Source organism: Klebsiella sp. BDA134-6 (genome assembly GCF_015601345.1).
In the GTDB taxonomy this organism is placed as follows: Bacteria; Pseudomonadota; Gammaproteobacteria; order Enterobacterales; family Enterobacteriaceae; genus Klebsiella; species Klebsiella grimontii.
Genome location: NZ_CP064784.1, coordinates 1,230,260 through 1,249,650, shown reverse-complemented (window position 1 = coordinate 1,249,650; position 19,391 = coordinate 1,230,260). Strand labels below are relative to the sequence as shown.

Here is a 19,391-nt window from a genome sequence, read left to right as displayed (position 1 = left end):
GCCGCCAATTGAGGTAAACTCGCTTTTCTCATTTCACAAAATCAGGCAAACCATGACAGATTTAATTACTCGCCCACGCCGCCTGCGCAAGTCCGCTTCGCTACGCGCCATGTTTGAAGAGACAACACTGAGTTTGAACGACCTGGTGTTGCCGATCTTTGTTGAAGAAGAAATCGACGATTACAAAGCCATCGAAGCCATGCCCGGCGTGATGCGTATTCCGGAAAGACACCTGGCGCGCGAAATCGAGCGCATTGCCAACGCCGGTATCCGTTCGGTGATGACCTTCGGGATTTCCCATCATACCGATGCCGTTGGCAGCGATACCTGGAATGAAAACGGCCTGGTGGCGCGCATGTCCCGTATCTGTAAAGAGACGGTGCCGGAGATGATCGTGATGTCCGACACCTGCTTCTGCGAATACACCTCCCACGGCCACTGCGGCGTGCTGTGCGACCACGGCGTCGATAACGATTTAACCCTTGCCAACCTCGGTAAGCAGGCGGTGGTCGCCGCTGCCGCTGGCGCGGATTTTATCGCCCCTTCCGCGGCGATGGACGGCCAGGTGCAGGCCATTCGCCAGGCGCTGGACGCCGCCGGATTTACCGATACGGCGATTATGTCTTACTCCACCAAGTTCGCTTCATCGTTCTACGGCCCTTTCCGCGAAGCCGCGGGTACCGCGCTGAAAGGCGATCGTAAAACCTATCAGATGAGCCCGATGAACCGCCGCGAAGCGATTCGCGAATCGCTGCTGGACGAAGCACAGGGCGCCGATTGCCTGATGGTCAAACCGGCCGGTCCGTATCTCGATATCCTGCGCGATCTGCGCGAGCGCACCGACCTGCCGCTCGGCGCGTACCAGGTGAGCGGTGAATACGCGATGATTAAATTCGCCGCCCAGGCCGGCGCTATTGATGAAGAGAAAGTGGTGCTGGAAAGCCTCGGCGCGATCAAACGCGCCGGCGCGGATCTGATCTTCAGCTACTTCGCTCTCGATCTGGCCGAAAAGAAAATCCTGCGTTAATTCGGCTCTTACCGTTCCCCGGTCGCGGCTATACGACCGGGCTACAGGCTCACAGCTATCTGTGGGTTGGTAGCCCGGACAGGCGCAGCGCGCCGCCTCCGGGAAATCATTTTAACAACGCTCGCCGCACAATAATTCCTTCACCTCCCCACCCCAATCAACAGGATACAAACTACGGCTTACATCGCGATGAAAGGTTGAATAGGGCCAATCCCGTACCTGCCTTACCCACCCGTGCTTAACCGGATTGATATAAATATAATCAACATGGCTTCGGTAATCCTTCTGGTTGCGAATGGCGTGTTCCCAATATCTCGGTTGCCACACGTCATGCGCGCCTGTTAAACCTGAAAAATGCTTTTTAATTGCTCTCCAGCGCGATGGAAAATCGCTGTCGTTGTCAGGTAAGGTCCAGACGCAATGAAGGTGTTCGGGGAGCACCACCCAAGCATCAATATGAAAAGGTTTCTGTTTGTGGACTATTGCCACCGCCTGTCGTAACGCATCAATATGCTGAACCAGAAATCGACTCTCTCTGTCGCGTAAATTGACGGTAAAAAACCAGCTCCCACCCTTGAGGTAATAACGACGATAATCGACCATCGGATGCTCCCTGCCGAAGATATTTGCCTGTTCCCCAGGTTAAAAGAGGGAGAGACCGAAAGGCAAGAAACCGGAGATCAATCTGGAAAAGCGTTCGCAACTTTTCACCTGTGGCCTTCCCGGAGGCGGCGCTACGCGCCTGTCCGGGCTACCCACTCCCGCCAATCCCAAATCTTCACTCAACTGTAATCTGAGCGACATCTGCGCCTTCTACTGTCTGGGCAGGACGGAGGAGGTGCCGCTATGTTTAGTCTCGACAATGTTATCGATGACCTGTGGCCTCAGGCAAAGCCAGCCCCCTGGCAGAAAAAGGTGCTGAAAAAGCTCCTGCATGAGGAAGAGTTTCAGCAGTTTGCCGCGCGTCATCATCACCTGAAAGGACTGGATACGGTCGAACAGGTGCTCGAACATCTTAATATCCGCTGTGCTATCCCGGCGCACGATCTCGAACAAATCCCCGAATATGGCCCGCTGGTCATTATCGCCAACCACCCCACCGGTACGCTTGACGGCCTGGCCCTGCTCTACGCGGTGTCCCGCGTGCGCCGCGACGTTAAAGTGGTCACCAACCGCATGCTGACCCACCTTGAACCGCTGAGCTCGCTGTTTATTCCGGTCGATAATATCAATGGCCGAACCGCCAAAGCGGCGCTGCAGCAGATGGACCAGCAGTTGCAAAACGGCGGCGTGCTGATTTTCTTCCCGGCGGGTGAAGTTTCACGCCTCACCCGGCGCGGCATTCGCGATAAAAAATGGCACTCTGGGTTTATTAAGCTGGCGGCGAAATATCGCGCCCCGCTGCTGCCGGCGTGGATCCGCGCGCGCAACAGCGCGCTGTTTTACGCCAGCACGCTGATTTCCGATAGCCTGCCGCTGCTGCTGCTGATGCAACAAATGTTTCGTCGCCGCAACGGCAGCCTGCCGGTTAATTTCGGCCAACAAATTGCCTGGTCAAGCTGGTTCGATCCCCAGCGCTCTACGCGCGAGCTGACCGAGCGCTGCTATCACCATCTGGAACTGCTTGGAAAAGGCATGCCGGGCGTATTTACAAGCGAAAGCGCTATCGCCCGTCCCGAAGACCGCGCCCTGCTCAAGCGCGAACTGGGTCGGGCGGAAACCCTGGGGCGCACGGCGGATGGCAAAGTGATTTATCTCTGGCAGCGCCGCGACCAGGAAGATGCGCCGATACTGCGCGAACTGGGTCGCCTGCGGGAAATCGCCTTTCGCGCGGTGGGGGAAGGCAGCGGCAAACGACGCGACGTTGACGGCTATGACGACGACTATCTGCATCTGATTCTGTGGGATGAGGAAGATCTTGAGATCGTCGGCGCTTACCGTTTTATGCCAACCGCAATGCAGCTGGCAAAGCGCGGACTGACAGGTATCTACAGCTATAGCCTGTTTCATTACGACGCGCGGATGGACGATATTCTGCAACACGGCATTGAGCTGGGGCGCAGCTTTATCCAGCCGCGCTACTGGGGCCGCCGCGGGCTGGACTACCTGTGGTCCGGCATCGGCGCGTATCTGGCGCGCTATCCGCACTATCGCTATCTGTTCGGCCCGGTGTCGATTTCCGGCGGGCTGCCGCCGTCGGCGCGCGATCTGCTGGTCGCGTTCTATCGACTGTGGTTCCCGGCGACGCATCCGCTGGCGGAGTCGCGCCGCCCTTATCCGGCCTCGCTGCCCGATGTGCTGGCGCAGTTTGGCGGAGAAGATTACAACGACGACCTGGCGCGGCTGAAGTCTCTGCTCGGCAACCTCGGCTGCGCGATCCCGCCGCTGTATAAGCAGTATTCGGAAGTCTGCGAGCCGGGCGGCGTACAGTTTATCGATTTTGGCAGCGACCCGGATTTCAACAACTGCGTGGATGGGCTAGTGTTGGTGGACTTGACCTATCTGAAGGCCAACCGCTATCAGCGCTATATTGGGGTACATCTGGACGCGCAAAAATCGGCATAAAAGCCTTTTCCCGGCTTGCGGCGCATTGCGTCTTAGCCGGGCTACGGGTTTACAGCTTTCTGCGGACCGGTAGCCCGGACAAGGCGCGTTAAGCGCCGCCTCCGGGAAGCCACGTGCAATACCGCTTCCTATGTTCTCCACGGCGCGCGGCCGGGCTACAAGCATTACCCCGCCCGGTAATAGGGTTTATCCCCGAGAATCGTCGCCCGGTGCATAATGCGCCGCTGCGGCAGGTAATCGGCGTTGGCGTAGTGCTGGGTGACGCGGTTATCCCAAATCGCCACATCGTTCGGCTGCCAGCGCCAGCGTACCTGGAAGTCCGGTTTGGTGACGTGGGCAAACAGGAAGCTCAGCAGCGCCTCGCTCTCTTTCTCCGTCACGTCGACGATGCGGGTCGTAAAGCCCTCATTGACAAACAGCGCCTGCTTCCCGGTCACCGGATGGGTGCGCACCACCGGATGCAGCAGCGGTGGATTTTTCGCCACCGCCTCTAGCCAGCGCTGATGCTCCTCTTCGTTTTTGCGATACTTATACTCCTGAAACGATTTGCGAAAATCATGCTCCGCGCGCAGGCCGCTTAACAGCTGGCGCAAGGGCGCGGAGAGCGCCTCATACGCGGCAATGCCGCTGGTCCACAGGGTATCGCCGCCGGTTGAAGGCAGCTCTTTTGCCGCGAGTATCGCCCCGGCGGGCGGCGTTTCAATAAAGGTAACATCGGTGTGCCAGTTATCGTTATCCGGCGGGTTATCGTCGTGGGTATCGAGCACGATAATCTCATCCACGCCGGGCGCGTGCGGATAGACCGGATGAATATGCAGGTCGCCAAAGCGCAGGGCGAGATCGCGCTGCTGCTCGGGAGTGATGTTCTGCTCGCGCAGGAACACCACCTGATGGCGCAGCACCGCGTGATACAGCTGTTCAAACTGGTTGTCGCTCAGCGGGCGGGTGATGTCGACGCCGGATACCTGCGCGCCAATATACGGCCCCAGCGGGGTGATACTTAAACGTTCGCTCATTGTACTTCTCCATGCCAGGGGGTCAGGCGACGCTGCAGCGCGCGCAGCCCCAGTTCCAGTAAAAAGGCGATGATGGCAATCACCGCGATGCCGGCCAGCACCACGTCGGTGGCGAGGAATTCACCGGCGGACTGCACCATAAAACCTAACCCGCGGGTAGCGGCAATCAGCTCCGCGGCCACCAGCGTCGACCAGCCCACGCCAAGCCCGATGCGCAGTCCGGTGAGGATCTCCGGCAGCGCGCCGGGCAGGATCACCAGCCACAGTACCTGCGCTTTACTGGCGCCTAAAGCTTGCGCGGCGCGAATACGCACCTGCTGGGCGCTCTTCACGCCCGCCAGCGCCGACATCGCCACCGGCGCGAATATCGCCAGGTAGATCAGCAGGATCTTGGAGGTCTCGCCGATACCGAACCAGATCACCATCAGCGGTAAATAGGCCAGCGGCGGCACCGGGCGATAAAGCTCGATCAGCGGGTCGAGGATCCCGCGTACCGTGGGGCTCAGCCCCATGGCGATCCCTACCGGTACGCCGAGCAGCACCGCTGCCAGCAGCGCGATAACGATACGCGTCAGGCTCGCCGCCAGATGCTGCCAGAGGGTGGCGTCCATAAAGCCCTGCGGACCGGCAATAGCGATCAGTTTCTGCAATACCTGTCCCGGCGGCGGCAGAAACAGCGGGCTAATCAGCTGCAGGGCGGCAACGGCCCACCAGATAGCCAGCAGTACCGCCAGGGTCGCCACGCTCAGACTGAGCTGACGCGAGAGCGGCCAGCGCCACTTCAGTCCCCGCTGACGCGGTTTGTCATTAATGACCACGCTCATGAGAAAGCCTCCCGTTGTTCAAACACCCGGCTGAGGACGTATTCACGCTGTTCGATAAACCGCGGGTCCGATTTAATGCTGCGGCAGGATTCCCCGGCGACGAAGCGGCGGCCAAAATCGAGCGGCAGCCGTTCGAGCACGCGCCCCGGCCCCGGCGAGAGCAGTACCAGTTCGGTGGCCATAAACACCGCCTCTTCGATATCGTGGGTGATCAGCAGTACCTTCTTACCGGTCTCATGCCACAGGCTAAGCAACAGGGTTTGCATCTGCTCGCGGGTAAAGGCATCCAGCGCGCCAAAGGGCTCGTCGAGCAGCAGCACCTGCGGATTTGCCGCCAGCGCGCGGGCAATGCCTACCCGCTGACGCTGGCCGCCGGAGAGCTGCCAGATAAAGCGTTTCTCCGCCCCTTCAAGGCCCACTTTTTTCAGCATCCGCGCGGCGGTTGCCCGGCGCTGCGTTTTGTCGACCCCGGCCAGCTGCAGCCCGAGCGCGACGTTATCCTGCACGTTGCGCCACGGCAGCAGCCCTTCGTGCTGAAACACCACGCCGCGATCGGCGCCCGGCCCTTCAACCCGCAGGCCTTCGAGGGTGATGCTGCCGTGCTGATAAGGCACGAATCCGGCAATCAGGTTCAGCAGCGTGGTTTTACCGCAGCCGGAGGGCCCCAGGACCACCAGCAGTTCGCCGCTGTCCAGCGTCAGGTTGATATCCGCCAGCGCCGGTTTACCGCCGTAATCGGCGGAAAGATGCGAGATTTGCAGCATCATGACCTCCTTTTACTTCACAAAACGGTCGGTGACGTACTGGCTGTAGTCGCTGCCGGCGGCGGGCACTTTGCCCTGCTCTTTAAGGAACTTCGCGGTATCGATGATGGCTTTATTCACCGGCCCGTTCAGCTCCTGCGCCTGCTGGGCGGCGGTCAGGTAGGTATTGCCTTTCACCAGCCCCGGCACGTCGGCTTCCGGTACGCCGCTTAAGCGCGCCAGCTTGCTGATGTTTTCCGGCTGCTTCAGCCATTCGTCCGGGTTAGCGATATAGGGCTGCTGCGCGTCAATGGCGCTTTTAGCGAAGGCTTTGACGATGTCAGGATGCTTTTCGGCAAAGTCTTTGCGTACTACCCACACGTCCAGCGTCGGCGCGCCCCACTTGCCCACCTGCGACGAGTCGGTGAGAACCGTGCCATCTTTTTCCAGCGCGTTAACCGCTGGCGCCCAGACGTAGGCACCGTCAATGTCACCGCGCTGCCAGGCGGCGATAATCGCCGGCGGCTGCAGGTTAAGGATCTGTACCTGGCCCGGTTTAATCCCCCAGTGTTTCAGCGCCGACAGCAGGCTGTAGTGGGTGGTGGAGATAAAAGGAACGGCGATGCGTTTGCCGATCAGGTCCTGCGGTTTGGTGATGCTCTTCTTCACCACCAGCGCTTCGGAGTTACCGAGCTTTGAAGCCAGCAGAAACACCTCAATCGGCACCTGCTGGGTGGCGGCGACCGCCAGCGGGCTGGAACCGAGGTTGCCGATCTGGACGTCACCGGAAGCCAGCGCCCGCACGATGCTCGCGCCGCTGTCAAACTTGCGCCAGTCGACGGTCGCCCCGCTGGCTTTAGCGAAGGTGTTGTCCGCCTGGGCGACTTTCGCCGGCTCAGCGGAGGTCTGATACGCCACGGTAACGTTGACCGCCTGGGCCTGAAATGCCGCCAGCGCCAGCGCGGCAATGAGTGTGATACGCGATGATAGTGCCATAGTGTCTGCTTCCCATAGTTGTTATGGGTGCAGTATTTCCGGCGCGATGCGTTTGATGAAGTAATTAAAAATTCTTGCTAAGAACAAAGCGTTTTTAGAAAAAAATCGGCAATGCTTATACACAAAATCATTCATGCTGCATCGAGGCGGCAAGGTTGTTCGTCCCCGGGAGCTGACATAAGTCAGTGACCGGGGCGGGCAAACGAAGCCAACAAAGAGGCAGCTTGAAGGATGAAGTGTATTGCGATTTTGTTACATTCATTGCATAACTGCGCCTGATTGATTGCCAGCGCAGCGGCGGCAGGCATCATAGAACCATGATGCGCTAAGAGAGAAGAAACATGATTCGAGTGGTGCTGGTCGATGACCATGTGGTGGTGCGTTCAGGCTTCGCGCAGTTACTCAGCCTCGAAGAAGATCTCGAGGTGGCTGGCCAGTTCAGCAGCGCGGCGCAAGCCTGGCCGGCATTATTGCGTGACGACGTCGACGTGGCGGTCATGGATATCGCCATGCCGGATGAGAACGGCCTGAGCCTGCTGAAGCGCCTGCGCGCGCAAAAGCCGCAATTCCGCGCCATTATTCTCAGTATTTACGACACCCCCACCTTCGTACAGAGCGCGCTTGATGCCGGCGCCAGCGGCTATCTGACCAAACGCTGCGGCCCGGAAGAGTTGGTCCAGGCGGTGCGTTCCGTCGGTATGGGCGGACACTACCTGTGCGCCGATGCGCTGCGGGCGCTGCGTGGCGGAGAACAACCGGCGCAGGTGCTGGAAGTGCTGACCCCGCGTGAACGCGAAGTGTTTGATTTGCTGGTTAAAGGCGACAGCGTCAAGGAGATCGCCTTTAAGCTCGAGCTCAGCCACAAGACGGTACACGTCCATCGTGCCAACGTGCTGGGAAAACTGCAGTGTCACAGCACCATTGATCTGGTCCATTTCGCCCTCGACCACCAGCTGCTGGCGGGTCATTAATGTCGCGCAGCCTTCGTCACGGGGTGATTTCGCTGTTCATCGTGCTGGCCTGGGGAAGCGGCTGGCTAATGCTGTGGACGCTCGGGTTTTATCTGACCCAGAACGGCCAGCAGGCGGCGCTGTTCCTGCCGCACGGCGTCTATCTGGCGCTGCTGATCCTGCTTTCTCGCCGCTACTGGCCCGCGCTGGCGCTGCCTCCGGTGCTGATGCTGCTCTGGCTGCACGGCGAACAGCTGCTGAACGGCTATCTTCTGCTGGCCGCGCCGTTGATCGGCCTGCTTCCCGCCGGCATCGCCCAACAGTTCTGGCACCGCTTTCCCCTTTACTGGCAGCGGCTGACGCTGCTGCTGGCGACGGTTACCGCCAGCGCATTGCTCAACACCGCCCTGCTGTCGCCGTTTGTGAAAAGCCCGGCGATGATGCTCGGCCTGGCCTCGTTTACCGGCGGGGTGCTGCTGACGCCGTTTGTCTATCTGATCTTTGAATTCCTGCGCCAGCAGCACCGCTACCATCTGCTGGGGCTGGATACCAACAATCCGCCGCTGCGCACCTCGCTGATCATCTGGTGCAGCCTGTTCTTTATCATCGGTATCGGCACACAAATGGTGCTGTCGCCGGAAATCGAGCGCCTGCTGCTGATTGTGGTATTTCTGCCTAACGTGGTGATGGCGTGGAAGTTCGGCTGGCAGGGCGGCGTCCTCTCCGGCCTGCTGGGCAGCATGATGATTACTATCGCCCGCCAGGTTGGCGTTGGATTCAGCAATCTGGTGGAGCTGGAGATTTTTCTGGCCACCCAGGCGCTGCTCGGCATCGGGCTGGGCATTGCCATCAGCCGCCAGCAGCACCTGGCGCAAAACCTGCACCACTACCGCCAGCGGCTGGAAGCGGAGCTGGCGGCGCGGCGGGCGCTGGCCGAAAAGCTGATCCATACCGAAGAGGATACGCGCAAAAACCTGGCGCGCGAGCTACACGACGAAATCGGCCAGAACATCACCGCCATTCAGATCCAGTCGCAGCTGGTGAAGCGGGCGCGCGATCCGGCGCAAACCCAGGCCGCCGCCAGTCAGATTAACGATCTCGCCCGACGCATCCACCACTCCACCCGCCAGCTGCTGCGCCAGCTACGCCCTCCGGCCCTCGATGAGCTGTCGTTTAAAGAGGCGCTGCACCATCTGCTCAATGAGTTTGCCTTTGCCGAGCGCGGTATCCGCTGCCGCTTTGACTACCGGCTCACCGCCACGCCGGAGAGCGAAACGGTGCGCTTCACCCTCTATCGGCTGCTTCAGGAGCTGCTTAACAACGTCTGTAAGCACGCCGACGCCAGCGAGGTCGCCATTGCCCTGTTTCAGCAGGGCGCGCTGCTGCGCCTGGAGGTAAAAGACAACGGCATCGGCCTTCGCGCCGACCAAATGGCCGGCTTCGGCATTCAGGGCATGCGCGAACGGGTCAGCGCCCTCGGCGGAGAACTGACGCTGGAGTCGCAGCGCGGCACACGCGTAATTGTTAACTTGCCCACAAATTTGCAACAAACAGCCGGCTAACCAGGAAAAAGTCTTAGTCACTCCGGACTTTCTCTCATCCTCTTTCGATTTCACTTTCATATAGTCAGCAAAACGGAGACGGCTATGCACGCACGCTCAGCAACCGACATTAATCACCATTACCGAACGCTGCGTCCGCAGCTGCTGATGTACATGGTCATCGGGTATGCGGCGTTTTACCTGACGCGCAAAAGCGTCAACTACGTTCTGCCGGCGCTGCAAACGGATCTGGGGCTGGATAAAGGCGATATCGGCCTTCTGGGGTCGCTGTTTTATCTGACCTACGGCCTGTCAAAGTTTGCCGCCGGACTGTGGCACGACAGCCACGGACAGCGCTGGTTTATGGGCGCGGGCCTGTTCGCCACCGGTCTGCTGAACGTGGTGTTCGCCTTCGGCGAGTCGCTGACGCTGCTGCTGGCGGTCTGGACGCTGAACGGATTTTTTCAGGGCTGGGGCTGGCCTCCCTGCGCCCGCCTGCTAACCCACTGGTACTCGCGCAACGAACGCGGTTTCTGGTGGGGCTGCTGGAATATGTCGATCAATATCGGCGGAGCGATTATCCCGCTGATTAGCGCCTTTGCCGCCCACTGGTGGGGCTGGCAGGCGGCGATGCTGGCACCGGGGATGATCAGCATGGCATCAGGCATCTGGTTAACGCTACAGCTGAAAGGAACGCCCCGCGAAGAGGGATTGCCGTCGGTGGGCGCCTGGCGTAACGACCCGCTGGAGCTACGCCAGGAGCGGCAAAGCCCGCCGATGGGGCTGTGGCAAATGCTGCGCACCACGATGCTGAAGAATCCGATGATCTGGCTGCTGGGCGTCTCTTATGTGCTGGTCTACCTGATCCGCATCGCGCTCAACGACTGGGGCAACATCTGGCTGACGGAGAGCCACGGCGTCAATCTGCTCAGCGCCAACGCCACGGTGATGCTGTTTGAAGCGGGCGGTCTGCTCGGGGCGCTGTTCGCCGGATGGGGCTCGGATCTGCTGTTCAGCGGCCAGCGGGCGCCGATGATTTTACTGTTCACGCTGGGGCTGATGGTCTCCGTCGCCGCGCTCTGGCTGGCGCCGGTGCACCACTACGCGCTGCTGGCGGTTTGTTTCTTTACGGTGGGCTTCTTCGTTTTCGGCCCGCAAATGCTGATTGGCCTCGCGGCAGTGGAGTGCGGACACAAAGCGGCGGCGGGCTCCATCAGCGGATTTCTCGGCCTGTTCGCCTATCTGGGGGCAGCGCTGGCGGGCTGGCCTCTGTCGCTGGTCATTGAACGCTACGGCTGGTCGGGGATGTTCAGTTTACTCTCCGTCGCCGCGGTACTGATGGGTTTATTACTGATGCCGCTGCTGATGGCGAGCATTACTACCTCTGCTGCTCAAAGGATAAAATAATGAAAAAAACGCTGGTCACAACCCTGATTGCTTCCGGCATTGCGCTGGCGACGTTAAGCGGCGCGGCGCACGCCAAAGGTCGTCTGGTGGTCTATTGCAGCGCCACCAACGAAATGTGTGAGGCGGAAACCAAAGCCTTCGGCGAAAAATACGACGTAAAAACCTCGTTTATTCGCAATGGCTCCGGCAGCACGCTGGCGAAGGTTGACGCCGAGAAGAAAAACCCGCAGGCGGATGTCTGGTACGGCGGCACGCTCGATCCGCAGTCCCAGGCCGGCGAAATGGGCCTGCTGCAGCCCTATAAATCGCCGAATCTTACGCAGGTCATGGAGCAGTTCCGCGATCCGGCGAAGCTGAAAGGCAACTACTCCTCGGCGGTATACGTCGGCATTCTCGGCTTCGGCGTTAACACCCAGCGCCTGAAAGAGAAAAACCTGCCGGTGCCGAAATGCTGGAAGGATCTAACCAAACCGGAATACAAAGGCGAAATCCAGATCGCCGACCCGCAGAGCTCCGGTACCGCCTACACCGCGCTGGCGACCTTCGCCCAGCTGTGGGGGGACGATCAGGCTTTCGATTATCTTAAACAGCTCAACGCTAACGTCTCCCAGTACACGAAATCCGGGATCGCCCCGGCGCGCAACGCCGCCCGCGGCGAAACGGCCATCGGCATCGGCTTCCTGCACGACTATTCGCTGGAAAAAGAACAGGGCGCGCCGCTGGAGCTGATCTCGCCGTGCGAAGGCACCGGCTACGAAATTGGCGGCGTGAGCATTCTGAAGGGCGCGCGCAACCTCGACAACGCCAAGCTGTTCGTCGACTGGGTGCTGTCGAAAGAGGCCCAGGAGCTGGCGTGGAAGAAAGGTAAGTCTTATCAGATCCTGACCAACACCACCGCCGAAACCTCGCCGAACTCGCTGAAGCTCGACGACCTGAAGCTTATCAACTACGACATGGATAAATACGGCTCAACGGACGTGCGTAAAGCGCTCATCAATAAATGGGTTAGCGAAGTGAAGATGGGTAAATAAGCCCACATTTTGCGGTTAATGCCCGGTGGCGCTCACGCTTACCGGGCCTACATACAACACCGGAAAACTTATGTCACACACACTTGCACTCCATCCCGTGAAAAAGCGGGATGCGATATTCCTTTGGGTTTTATTCGGCTGGCTGGCGTTCGCCCTGCTGCCGAGCTGGAGCCTGGATTACGGTCTGCTGGAGTCCACGCGCGATGAAATTCTCGCGGCCTACGGCTGGTCACAGTTCAATATCAGCTGGCTGTGGTATCTGCTGCCGAGCCTGCTGCTGATTCGTCCATGGCAGGAAGCCAGACGAGAGCAGCGCAGCCGCCACTATCTTGATGCCGGCTGGGCATTTTTATGTATGGCGTTTATTGTCGTCAGCGCCACCGTGGAAGGCCGCGGGTTAGGCTACGCCACCATCGTGCTGTTTGTCGCGCTGGGGGCCATCATGACCCTGGCGCTCACCCGCCTGGAATGGCTGGGCGGCGACCGCTTTGTGATTGGTTCGCTGGTCACCATCGTGGCGTTAATCGGCGTCTTTATCGTCTGGCCGAGCATCGCCATTTTTATCCCGATGTTCACCAACGACGCCGGCGAGTTTGCCCCGCTGGCGTTTATGGCCGTGCTGTCGCAGGCGCATATTGTCCAGGTGATCCTCAACTCCATCGCCCTGTCGATTGCGGTAGGCATCGGCTGCACTTTCTTTGGTCTGGTGCTGGCGATTTACACCACCCGCATCGCGAAGCGCAGCGCGATTATCGGCCGCATTTTCTCGATTCTGCCAATCGTCACCCCGCCCTTTGTCGTCGGCCTCGGCGTTACCCTGATGATGGGCCGTTCCGGCTACGTCACCGAACTGATGGTCGACTGGTTCGGCTTAACCAACACCAACTGGCTGTACGGATTTACCGGCATCTGGCTGGCGCAGGTGCTGGCGTTCACCCCGATGGCGTTTATGATCCTCGACGGCGCGATTAAGACCATTCATCCGTCGCTGGAGGAGGCGTCGTACACCCTGCGCGCCAGCCGCTGGCAGACCTTCAATGGCGTCTTCGTCCCGCTGCTGAAACCAGCGCTGGCGAACGCGTTTTTAATCGTCATCGTTCAGTCGCTGGCCGACTTCAGCAACCCGCTGGTGCTCGGCGGCAACTTCGACGTGCTGGCGACGCAAATCTACTTCTATATCACCGGTTCGCAGCTCGATTATCAGGCCGCCAGTACCCTCGGCGCATTCCTGCTGCTGTTCTCGCTGCTGGTGTTCTGCATTCAGTATATGTGGATCGGCAAGCGCTCTTACGTCACGGTTTCCGGCAAGTCCTATCGCGGCGACGTGCAGCCGCTGCCGGTGACCCTGGTGTGGAGCGTGATCGCCATTCTGGCGGTGTGGATCGCCTTTAACGCCCTGCTCTACGGCAGCATTTTCTACGGCAGCTTTACCGTTAACTGGGGCGTGGACTACACCCTGACGCTGGATAACTTCATCAAGCTGTTCGGCCAGGGGATGAGCGACGGTGCGTGGCCTTCGCTGCTTGATACCCTGCTGTATGCCGGGATCGCCGCGCCGATCACCGCCGCCTTCGGCCTGCTGATCGCCTGGATCGTGGTGCGTCAGCAGTTTAAAGGCAAAAAGACCATCGAGTTCACCACCATGCTGTGCTTCGCGGTGCCGGGCACCGTGGCGGGCGTCTCCTATATTCTCGCCTTTAACAGCGCGCCGGTGTACCTCACCGGAACGGCGGCGATAGTGATTATCTCGATGGTGATGCGTAACGTGCCGGTGGGCATTCGGGCAGGCATTGCCGGTTTAGGCCAGATCGACAAATCGCTCGACGAAGCCTCGCTCAGCCTGCGCGCGGGTTCTCTGCGCACCATCACGCACATTCTGCTACCGCTGCTGCGCCCGGCGATCCTCTCGGCGCTGATCTACAGCTTTGTGCGCGCCATTACCACCGTCAGCGCCATTGTGTTCCTCGTGACGCCGGACACCCGCGTCGCTACCGCCTATATCCTCAACCGGGTGGAAGACGGCGAATACGGCGTGGCGATCGCCTACGGATCGATTCTGATCGTAGTGATGCTGGCGATTATTTTCCTCTTTGACTGGCTGATCGGGGAAGCGCGTATCTCCCGTTCAAAAGCCAAAAACCAGGCGTAATGGAGCGCTCTATGAGTCAGAAAAATTTTGTTGAGCTGCGCAACGTCACCAAGCGATTCGGCAGCAACATGGTTATCGACAATATCAATCTCACCATCCCACAGGGGCAAATGGTGACGCTGCTCGGCCCTTCCGGCTGCGGCAAGACCACCATCCTGCGCCTGGTCGCCGGGCTGGAAAAACCGAGCGAAGGGCAGATTTACATCGACGGTGAAGACGTCACCCATCGCTCCATTCAGCAGCGCGATATCTGTATGGTGTTTCAGTCATATGCCCTGTTCCCGCATATGTCGCTGGGGGACAACGTCGGCTACGGTCTGAAAATGCTCGGCGTGCCGCGCGGCGACGTCAAAGCACGGGTGAAAGAGGCGCTGGCGATGGTCGATCTGGAAGGATTCGAAGACCGCTATGTCGATCAGATCTCCGGCGGCCAGCAGCAGCGCGTAGCGCTGGCGCGCGCCCTGATCCTCAAGCCGAAGGTGCTGCTGTTTGATGAGCCGTTAAGTAACCTCGACGCCAACCTGCGGCGCAGCATGCGCGACAAGATCCGCGAACTGCAAAAGCAGTTTGATATTACCTCGCTGTACGTGACCCACGATCAAAGCGAAGCCTTTGCGGTTTCCGATACCGTGCTGGTGATGAATAAGGGGCATATCATGCAGATCGGCTCGCCGCAGGATCTTTACCGCCAACCCGCATCGCGCTTTATGGCGAGCTTTATGGGCGACGCCAACCTGTTCCCGGCCGCCTTCAGCGAGGGTTTCGTCGATATTTATGGCTATCGGCTGCCGAGGCCGCCGCATTTTGCCGCCTACGGCGAGGGCAGCGTCGGCGTCCGCCCGGAGGCGATCACCCTGAGCGATCGCGGCGAGGAGAGCCAGCGCTGCACGATCCGCCACGTGGCCTATATGGGGCCGCAGTATGAGGTGACGGTAGAGTGGCACGGGCAGGAGATCTTATTGCAGGTTAACGCCACCCGTCTGCAGCCGGACGTCGGCGAGCACTATTATCTCGAAATCCATCCGTACGGGATGTTTGTGTTAGCGGATGCTGGGTGATTGATGCCGGGTAGCGCTTACCCGGCCTACGGTTCGTGCACGTTGTAGGCCGGGTAAAGCATCAGCCGCTACCCGGCGCAAACTCAACGCCGTGCGTTCAGTTCGGCAATATCCTTCGGCGTCGTGCGGCAGCAGCCGCCAATCAGTTTCGCCCCCGCCGCCAGCCACTGAGGTAAATATCCCGCCAGCGTTTCACAGGCTTCGCCGTGGTGATGCCAGGTCTTGGACTCCGGATCATAGTGCTCCCCGGAATTAGGATAAACCACCAGCGGCAGCGCCGTCAGGCTATGCAGATGCGCCAGCGCGGCGGTGGTGCTTTCCAGCGCGATACAGTTAATCCCCAGCGCCACCACCTGCGGATAGTTTGCCAGCACCCCAATCACTTCCCGCAGCGGCGTGCCGTCGCTGAGATGCTGCGCATCGCGCAGGGTAAACGAGAACCATGCCCGCGCGCGCGGATAGGCGGTCAGCAGCTCTGCCAGCGCCTTAATCTCGGCGAAGTTGGGCAAGGTTTCACAGGCCAGCAGATCGGCCCCGGCGTCGAGCAGCGCTTCAACGCGCGGACGATGAAACGCCTGAAATTCTTCATGGCTGCGGAGATAATCGCCGCGATACTCCGAGCCGTCCGCCAGGTAGGCGCCGTACGGCCCGACCGAACCGGCAACCAGCAGCGCGCCCGCCTGCGGGTTTTCCGCCAGATACGCCTCCCGCGCCTTACGGGCAAGCTCGACGCTTTTGCCGATCAGCGCTTTCGACTGCGCTTCATCCAGCCCGCGGGCGGCAAAGCCCGCCGGCGTCGCCTGATAGCTGGCGGTGATCGCCACCTGCGCACCGGCGCGGAAATAGTCGAGATGAACTTCGCGGATAAGCTCCGGATTGTCGACCAGTACTTTCGCCGACCACAGGCTGTCGGCAAGATTACAGCCGCGCCCTTCCAGCTCTGTCGCCATCGCGCCGTCCAGCAGGATAAAGGGCCTTGCGTCAAGGAGGGCGGTTAACGGATTATTCTGCGACATGTTGAGGCTCCTGGGTGAGTTTCCGTGAACGAGTCAGATAATACGCACCATAACACAGGGCCACGAACGGGATCCCGCACCACAGCGCAATCCTCTGACTCGGGTCAAACGCCAGACCCACGCAGGCCACCAGACAAAGCACAAATCCCAGCGCCGGCACTAGCGGATACCACGGCGCGCGGTAGTGCAGTTCGCTTAGCGCCTTCCCCTGCTGCAGATGGCGGCGGCGGAACATAAAGTGCGAGGCGCAGATGCTCAGCCATACCGCCACGACCGCAAAGCCGGAAATCGCCGACAGCGCGACAAATACCGTATCCGGGGCCACGACGCTGGAGAACAGCGCCAGCACGCCGCCGAGCATGCTCACCGAAATCGCCGTCAGCGGCACGCCGTTTTTGGTCAATTTGGTAAAACAGGCCGGCAGCGTGTTTTCATTGGAGAGCGACCACAGCATCCGCCCGGAGGCGTAGAGGCCGGAGTTGGCCGCTGACAGAATCGCCGTCAGGATCACAAAGTTAAAGATATCCGCCGCGTAGGGGATCCCCACCTTTTCGAACACCAGCACAAACGGGCTTTTCTCTACCCCCGCCTGCTGCATCGGGATCAGCGCCGCCAGCACGAAGACGGTGCCGATAAAAAAGATAATCAGCCGGGCGATGGTGGTGCGAATGGCCACCGGAATCACTTTATGCGGATTTTCCGTTTCCCCGGCCGCAATGCCGATAAGCTCGGTGCCGGAGAAGGCGAAGTTGACCGCCACCATGGTCATCAGGATCGGCAGACCGCCGTGCGGGAACCAGCCTTCGGCGGTGATATTGCGCAGCCCCGGCGCCGGCGAGCCATCCTGCATCGGAATAATGCCGAAGATCGCCGCCCCGCCGAGAATAATAAAAGCAATAATGGTGATCACTTTCACCAGCGAGAACCAGAATTCACCTTCGGCAAAGAAGCGGGTAGAGATAACGTTGAGGGCGAAAATAACCGCGCAGAACACCACGCACCAGACCCATACCGGCACCTGCGGAAACCAGTACTGCATGCAGAACCCGGCAGCGGTGAAGCTGGAGCCAAGCGCCACGGTCCAGGTCAGCCAGTAAAGCCAGGCGACGGTATATCCCGTCGCCGGGCCAAGATAGCGCGCGGCGTAGACGTGAAACGCCCCGGTTTCCGGCATCGCCACCGAGAGTTCGCCCAGACACTGCATCACCAGCCAGACCACCAGCGCGCCAATCAGATAGGCCAGCAGCGTACCCGCCGCTCCGGTGGTGGAGATGATATAGCCGGTATTAAAGAATAACCCTGTGCCAATAACGCCACCCAGCGACAGCATGATCAGGTGGCGGGTCTTCATGGTGCGCTTAAGCTGCCCACCTTGTTGTTGTGTTGTTTGCATTTGACCTCATGGGCGTATAGACATCTAAACATCCAAGTAAGAGATTCCTTATACCGCGACCACTGCTAAATTGCAAAGCGACCTGGCGCGATGGCGTAAAAAAGATGCTGGCGCCATCGTGCACCAGCAACGCCACATTTGCGGGCAACTGCACCACGGCGGCTCTCCCGCCGGTTGCGGTCTGCCCCTTTTTTGATCCTCGTTGGCGTAAACCGCCGCGTTTATCGGTGGTATGCCCTGGCATTCTCTTTGCAACCCTCCCGATATCTTTATCTGGCGAGGCAACGAACATGACAGAGCAAACCACAACGCTAAAAAGAACGCTCGGCAGTTTCCGCTTATGGGGGATCGCCGTTGGGCTGGTTATTTCCGGAGAGTATTTTGGCTGGAGCTACGGCTGGTCCCAGGCCGGGACGCTGGGCTTTATGATCGTCGCGCTGGCCATCGCTGCGATGTACTGCGCCTTTATTTTTAGCTTTACCGAGCTGACCACCGCCATTCCGCATGCGGGCGGTCCATTTGCCTACGCCTACCGCGCCTTTGGCCCGACCGGCGGGTTTATCGCCGGCTTCGCGACCCTGATTGAATTCGTCTTCGCCCCGCCCGCCATCGCCATGGCCATCGGCGCCTACCTTAACGTGCAGTTTCCGGCGCTCGACCCCAAATGGGTGGCCTGCGGCGCCTACATCATCTTTATGACGCTGAATATTCTCGGCGTGGGCATTGCCGCCACCTTTGAGCTGGTGGTGACGTTATTAGCGATTTTCGAACTGCTGGTGTTTATGGGCGTTGTCGCGCCGGGTTTCTCCTGGAGCCACTTTACCGCTAACGGCTGGGCGGGCGCGGAGAGCTTCAGCGGCCTGGCGCTACCGGGCATGTTTGCCGCCATCCCGTTTGCTATCTGGTTTTTTCTGGCGATTGAAGGCGCATCGATGGCCGCCGAAGAGGCTAAAGATCCGCAGCGCACCATTCCCCGGGCGCTGGGCGGCGGCATCCTGACTCTGACCGTGCTGGCGATCGGCGTGATGATCTTTGCCGGCGGCGTGGGCGACTGGCGAACCCTGGCCAATATTAACGATCCGCTGCCGCAGGCGATGAAAATGGTGGTCGGCAACAGCAGCGGCTGGCTGCATATGCTGGTGTGGCTGGGGCTCTTCGGCCTGGTGGCCTCGTTCCACGGGATTATCATGGGCTACTCGCGGCAGATTTACTCGCTGGCGCGCGCGGGCTATCTCCCCGCCAACCTGGCGACGCTGAACCGCCGCACCCGCACGCCGCATCTGGCGATCCTCGCCGGGGGCGTGGTGGGCATCGCCGCCATTTTCTCCGATTCGCTGATCACCATTAGCGGGATGCCGCTGACCGCCTGTATCGTCACGATGTCGGTATTTGGCGCTATTGTTATGTATATCACCTCGATGGCGGCGCTGTTTAAACTGCGCCGCAGCGAGCCGAAGCTGATTCGACCGTTCCGCGCGCCGCTCTATCCGTGGGCGCCGGCCTTCGCCCTGGCCATGGCGGTACTCTGCCTGGTGGCGATGGTCTGGTACAACACGCTGCTGGCGCTGATTTTCGCCGCCATGATGCTCGGCGGCTACCTGTGGTTTCGCAAGACCGCAGCGGCCCGCCAGCGCGCGGCGGTGGATCCGCAGCTGCGTACGGTCTCCTGAGGAGG

16 protein-coding genes are annotated in these 19,391 nt (G+C 59.9%); 9 read left to right on the top strand and 7 right to left on the bottom strand.

Annotated features, from left to right (window positions below):
- The first annotated feature begins 52 nt into the window (after positions 1-52).
- The gene (gene hemB, locus IYV58_RS05735; RefSeq protein WP_004129564.1) at positions 53-1,027 is read left to right on the top strand and encodes a porphobilinogen synthase; all 975 of its coding nucleotides are present in this window, start codon (positions 53-55) and stop codon (positions 1,025-1,027) included.
- Between the two features lie 111 nt (positions 1,028-1,138).
- Here hemB and IYV58_RS05730 read toward each other — a convergent pair whose 3' ends face one another.
- Entirely contained in the window at positions 1,139-1,630 is a 492-nt protein-coding gene (locus IYV58_RS05730; RefSeq protein WP_004129560.1) for an REP-associated tyrosine transposase, read from the bottom strand.
- Between the two features lie 243 nt (positions 1,631-1,873).
- Here IYV58_RS05730 and IYV58_RS05725 point away from each other — a divergent pair, with 243 nt between their 5' ends.
- Positions 1,874-3,592, top strand: coding sequence for a bifunctional ornithine lipid synthase OlsF (locus IYV58_RS05725; protein WP_049112617.1), 1,719 nt, complete (start codon positions 1,874-1,876; stop codon positions 3,590-3,592).
- A 164-nt stretch (positions 3,593-3,756) separates the two neighbouring features.
- On the opposite strand, the gene tauD is transcribed toward IYV58_RS05725, so the two are convergent.
- The 4 genes from tauD to tauA are packed head-to-tail and all read right to left on the bottom strand — an operon-like array spanning position 3,757 to position 7,171.
- On the bottom strand, positions 3,757-4,608 hold the full coding sequence (gene tauD, locus IYV58_RS05720) for a taurine dioxygenase (protein ID WP_112165864.1): 852 nt from the start codon (positions 4,606-4,608) through the stop codon (positions 3,757-3,759).
- Positions 4,605-5,432 carry a taurine ABC transporter permease TauC gene (gene tauC / locus IYV58_RS05715; protein WP_004129553.1) on the bottom strand — a complete coding sequence of 276 codons (828 nt, stop codon included), beginning with the start codon at positions 5,430-5,432 and terminating at the stop codon, positions 4,605-4,607. Before tauC ends, tauD begins: the two co-directional genes overlap by 4 nt.
- The gene (tauB, locus tag IYV58_RS05710) at positions 5,429-6,196 is read right to left on the bottom strand and encodes a taurine ABC transporter ATP-binding subunit (RefSeq protein ID WP_142480769.1); all 768 of its coding nucleotides are present in this window, start codon (positions 6,194-6,196) and stop codon (positions 5,429-5,431) included. The genes tauC and tauB overlap by 4 nt, the downstream gene beginning before the upstream one ends.
- Before the next feature lie 12 nt (positions 6,197-6,208).
- Positions 6,209-7,171, bottom strand: a complete 963-nt coding sequence (gene tauA / locus IYV58_RS05705) for a taurine ABC transporter substrate-binding protein (protein WP_142467934.1) — start codon at positions 7,169-7,171, stop codon at positions 6,209-6,211.
- A gap of 341 nt (positions 7,172-7,512) precedes the next feature.
- Between tauA and IYV58_RS05700 the strand changes: the two genes are divergently transcribed.
- The 6 genes from IYV58_RS05700 (at position 7,513) to fbpC (ending at position 15,307) form a co-directional block, all read left to right on the top strand.
- On the top strand, positions 7,513-8,142 hold the full coding sequence (locus IYV58_RS05700) for a response regulator transcription factor (RefSeq protein ID WP_004129541.1): 630 nt from the start codon (positions 7,513-7,515) through the stop codon (positions 8,140-8,142).
- Positions 8,142-9,683: an MASE1 domain-containing sensor histidine kinase gene (locus tag IYV58_RS05695; protein WP_004129537.1), complete on the top strand. Its 1,542-nt coding sequence runs from the start codon at positions 8,142-8,144 to the stop codon at positions 9,681-9,683. Before IYV58_RS05700 ends, IYV58_RS05695 begins: the two co-directional genes overlap by 1 nt.
- 84 nt (positions 9,684-9,767) lie before the next feature.
- Complete coding sequence (gene uhpC / locus IYV58_RS05690; RefSeq protein WP_004129536.1) at positions 9,768-11,069, top strand: MFS transporter family glucose-6-phosphate receptor UhpC; 1,302 nt, start codon at positions 9,768-9,770, stop codon at positions 11,067-11,069.
- Positions 11,069-12,100 (top strand): ABC transporter substrate-binding protein, encoded by a 1,032-nt coding sequence (locus IYV58_RS05685; RefSeq protein ID WP_004133724.1) that lies wholly within the window; start codon positions 11,069-11,071, stop codon positions 12,098-12,100. The genes uhpC and IYV58_RS05685 overlap by 1 nt, the downstream gene beginning before the upstream one ends.
- Positions 12,101-12,170: 70 nt before the next feature.
- Positions 12,171-14,249 (top strand): ABC transporter permease, encoded by a 2,079-nt coding sequence (locus IYV58_RS05680; RefSeq protein WP_004129518.1) that lies wholly within the window; start codon positions 12,171-12,173, stop codon positions 14,247-14,249.
- Between the two features lie 11 nt (positions 14,250-14,260).
- Entirely contained in the window at positions 14,261-15,307 is a 1,047-nt protein-coding gene (fbpC, locus tag IYV58_RS05675) for a ferric ABC transporter ATP-binding protein (protein ID WP_004129516.1), read from the top strand.
- Positions 15,308-15,390: 83 nt separating this feature from the next.
- On the opposite strand, the gene mmuM is transcribed toward fbpC, so the two are convergent.
- Together mmuM and mmuP are read right to left on the bottom strand one after the other, a co-directional pair.
- On the bottom strand, positions 15,391-16,323 hold the full coding sequence (mmuM, locus tag IYV58_RS05670) for a homocysteine S-methyltransferase (protein WP_004129514.1): 933 nt from the start codon (positions 16,321-16,323) through the stop codon (positions 15,391-15,393).
- On the bottom strand, positions 16,310-17,716 hold the full coding sequence (gene mmuP, locus IYV58_RS05665) for an S-methylmethionine permease (RefSeq protein ID WP_004129511.1): 1,407 nt from the start codon (positions 17,714-17,716) through the stop codon (positions 16,310-16,312). Before mmuP ends, mmuM begins: the two co-directional genes overlap by 14 nt.
- A 290-nt stretch (positions 17,717-18,006) precedes the next feature.
- Here mmuP and eat point away from each other — a divergent pair, with 290 nt between their 5' ends.
- Positions 18,007-19,386, top strand: a complete 1,380-nt coding sequence (eat, locus tag IYV58_RS05660; RefSeq protein WP_195729476.1) for an ethanolamine permease — start codon at positions 18,007-18,009, stop codon at positions 19,384-19,386.
- The last annotated feature ends 5 nt before the right edge of the window (positions 19,387-19,391 follow it).

Bases quoted from the DNA above. Each gene is read 5' to 3' on its own strand.
- tauA (WP_142467934.1), bottom strand. From the start codon at position 7,171: ATGGCACTATCATCGCGTATCACACTCATTGCCGCGCTGGCGCTGGCG.
- IYV58_RS05730 (WP_004129560.1), bottom strand. From the start codon at position 1,630: ATGGTCGATTATCGTCGTTATTACCTCAAGGGTGGGAGCTGGTTTTTT.
- mmuP (WP_004129511.1), bottom strand. From the start codon at position 17,716: ATGCAAACAACACAACAACAAGGTGGGCAGCTTAAGCGCACCATGAAG.
- hemB (WP_004129564.1), top strand. From the start codon at position 53: ATGACAGATTTAATTACTCGCCCACGCCGCCTGCGCAAGTCCGCTTCG.
- IYV58_RS05700 (WP_004129541.1), top strand. From the start codon at position 7,513: ATGATTCGAGTGGTGCTGGTCGATGACCATGTGGTGGTGCGTTCAGGC.
- tauC (WP_004129553.1), bottom strand. From the start codon at position 5,432: ATGAGCGTGGTCATTAATGACAAACCGCGTCAGCGGGGACTGAAGTGG.
- eat (WP_195729476.1), top strand. From the start codon at position 18,007: ATGACAGAGCAAACCACAACGCTAAAAAGAACGCTCGGCAGTTTCCGC.
- IYV58_RS05685 (WP_004133724.1), top strand. From the start codon at position 11,069: ATGAAAAAAACGCTGGTCACAACCCTGATTGCTTCCGGCATTGCGCTG.
- IYV58_RS05680 (WP_004129518.1), top strand. From the start codon at position 12,171: ATGTCACACACACTTGCACTCCATCCCGTGAAAAAGCGGGATGCGATA.
- IYV58_RS05725 (WP_049112617.1), top strand. From the start codon at position 1,874: ATGTTTAGTCTCGACAATGTTATCGATGACCTGTGGCCTCAGGCAAAG.
- tauD (WP_112165864.1), bottom strand. From the start codon at position 4,608: ATGAGCGAACGTTTAAGTATCACCCCGCTGGGGCCGTATATTGGCGCG.
- fbpC (WP_004129516.1), top strand. From the start codon at position 14,261: ATGAGTCAGAAAAATTTTGTTGAGCTGCGCAACGTCACCAAGCGATTC.
- mmuM (WP_004129514.1), bottom strand. From the start codon at position 16,323: ATGTCGCAGAATAATCCGTTAACCGCCCTCCTTGACGCAAGGCCCTTT.
- uhpC (WP_004129536.1), top strand. From the start codon at position 9,768: ATGCACGCACGCTCAGCAACCGACATTAATCACCATTACCGAACGCTG.
- tauB (WP_142480769.1), bottom strand. From the start codon at position 6,196: ATGCTGCAAATCTCGCATCTTTCCGCCGATTACGGCGGTAAACCGGCG.
- IYV58_RS05695 (WP_004129537.1), top strand. From the start codon at position 8,142: ATGTCGCGCAGCCTTCGTCACGGGGTGATTTCGCTGTTCATCGTGCTG.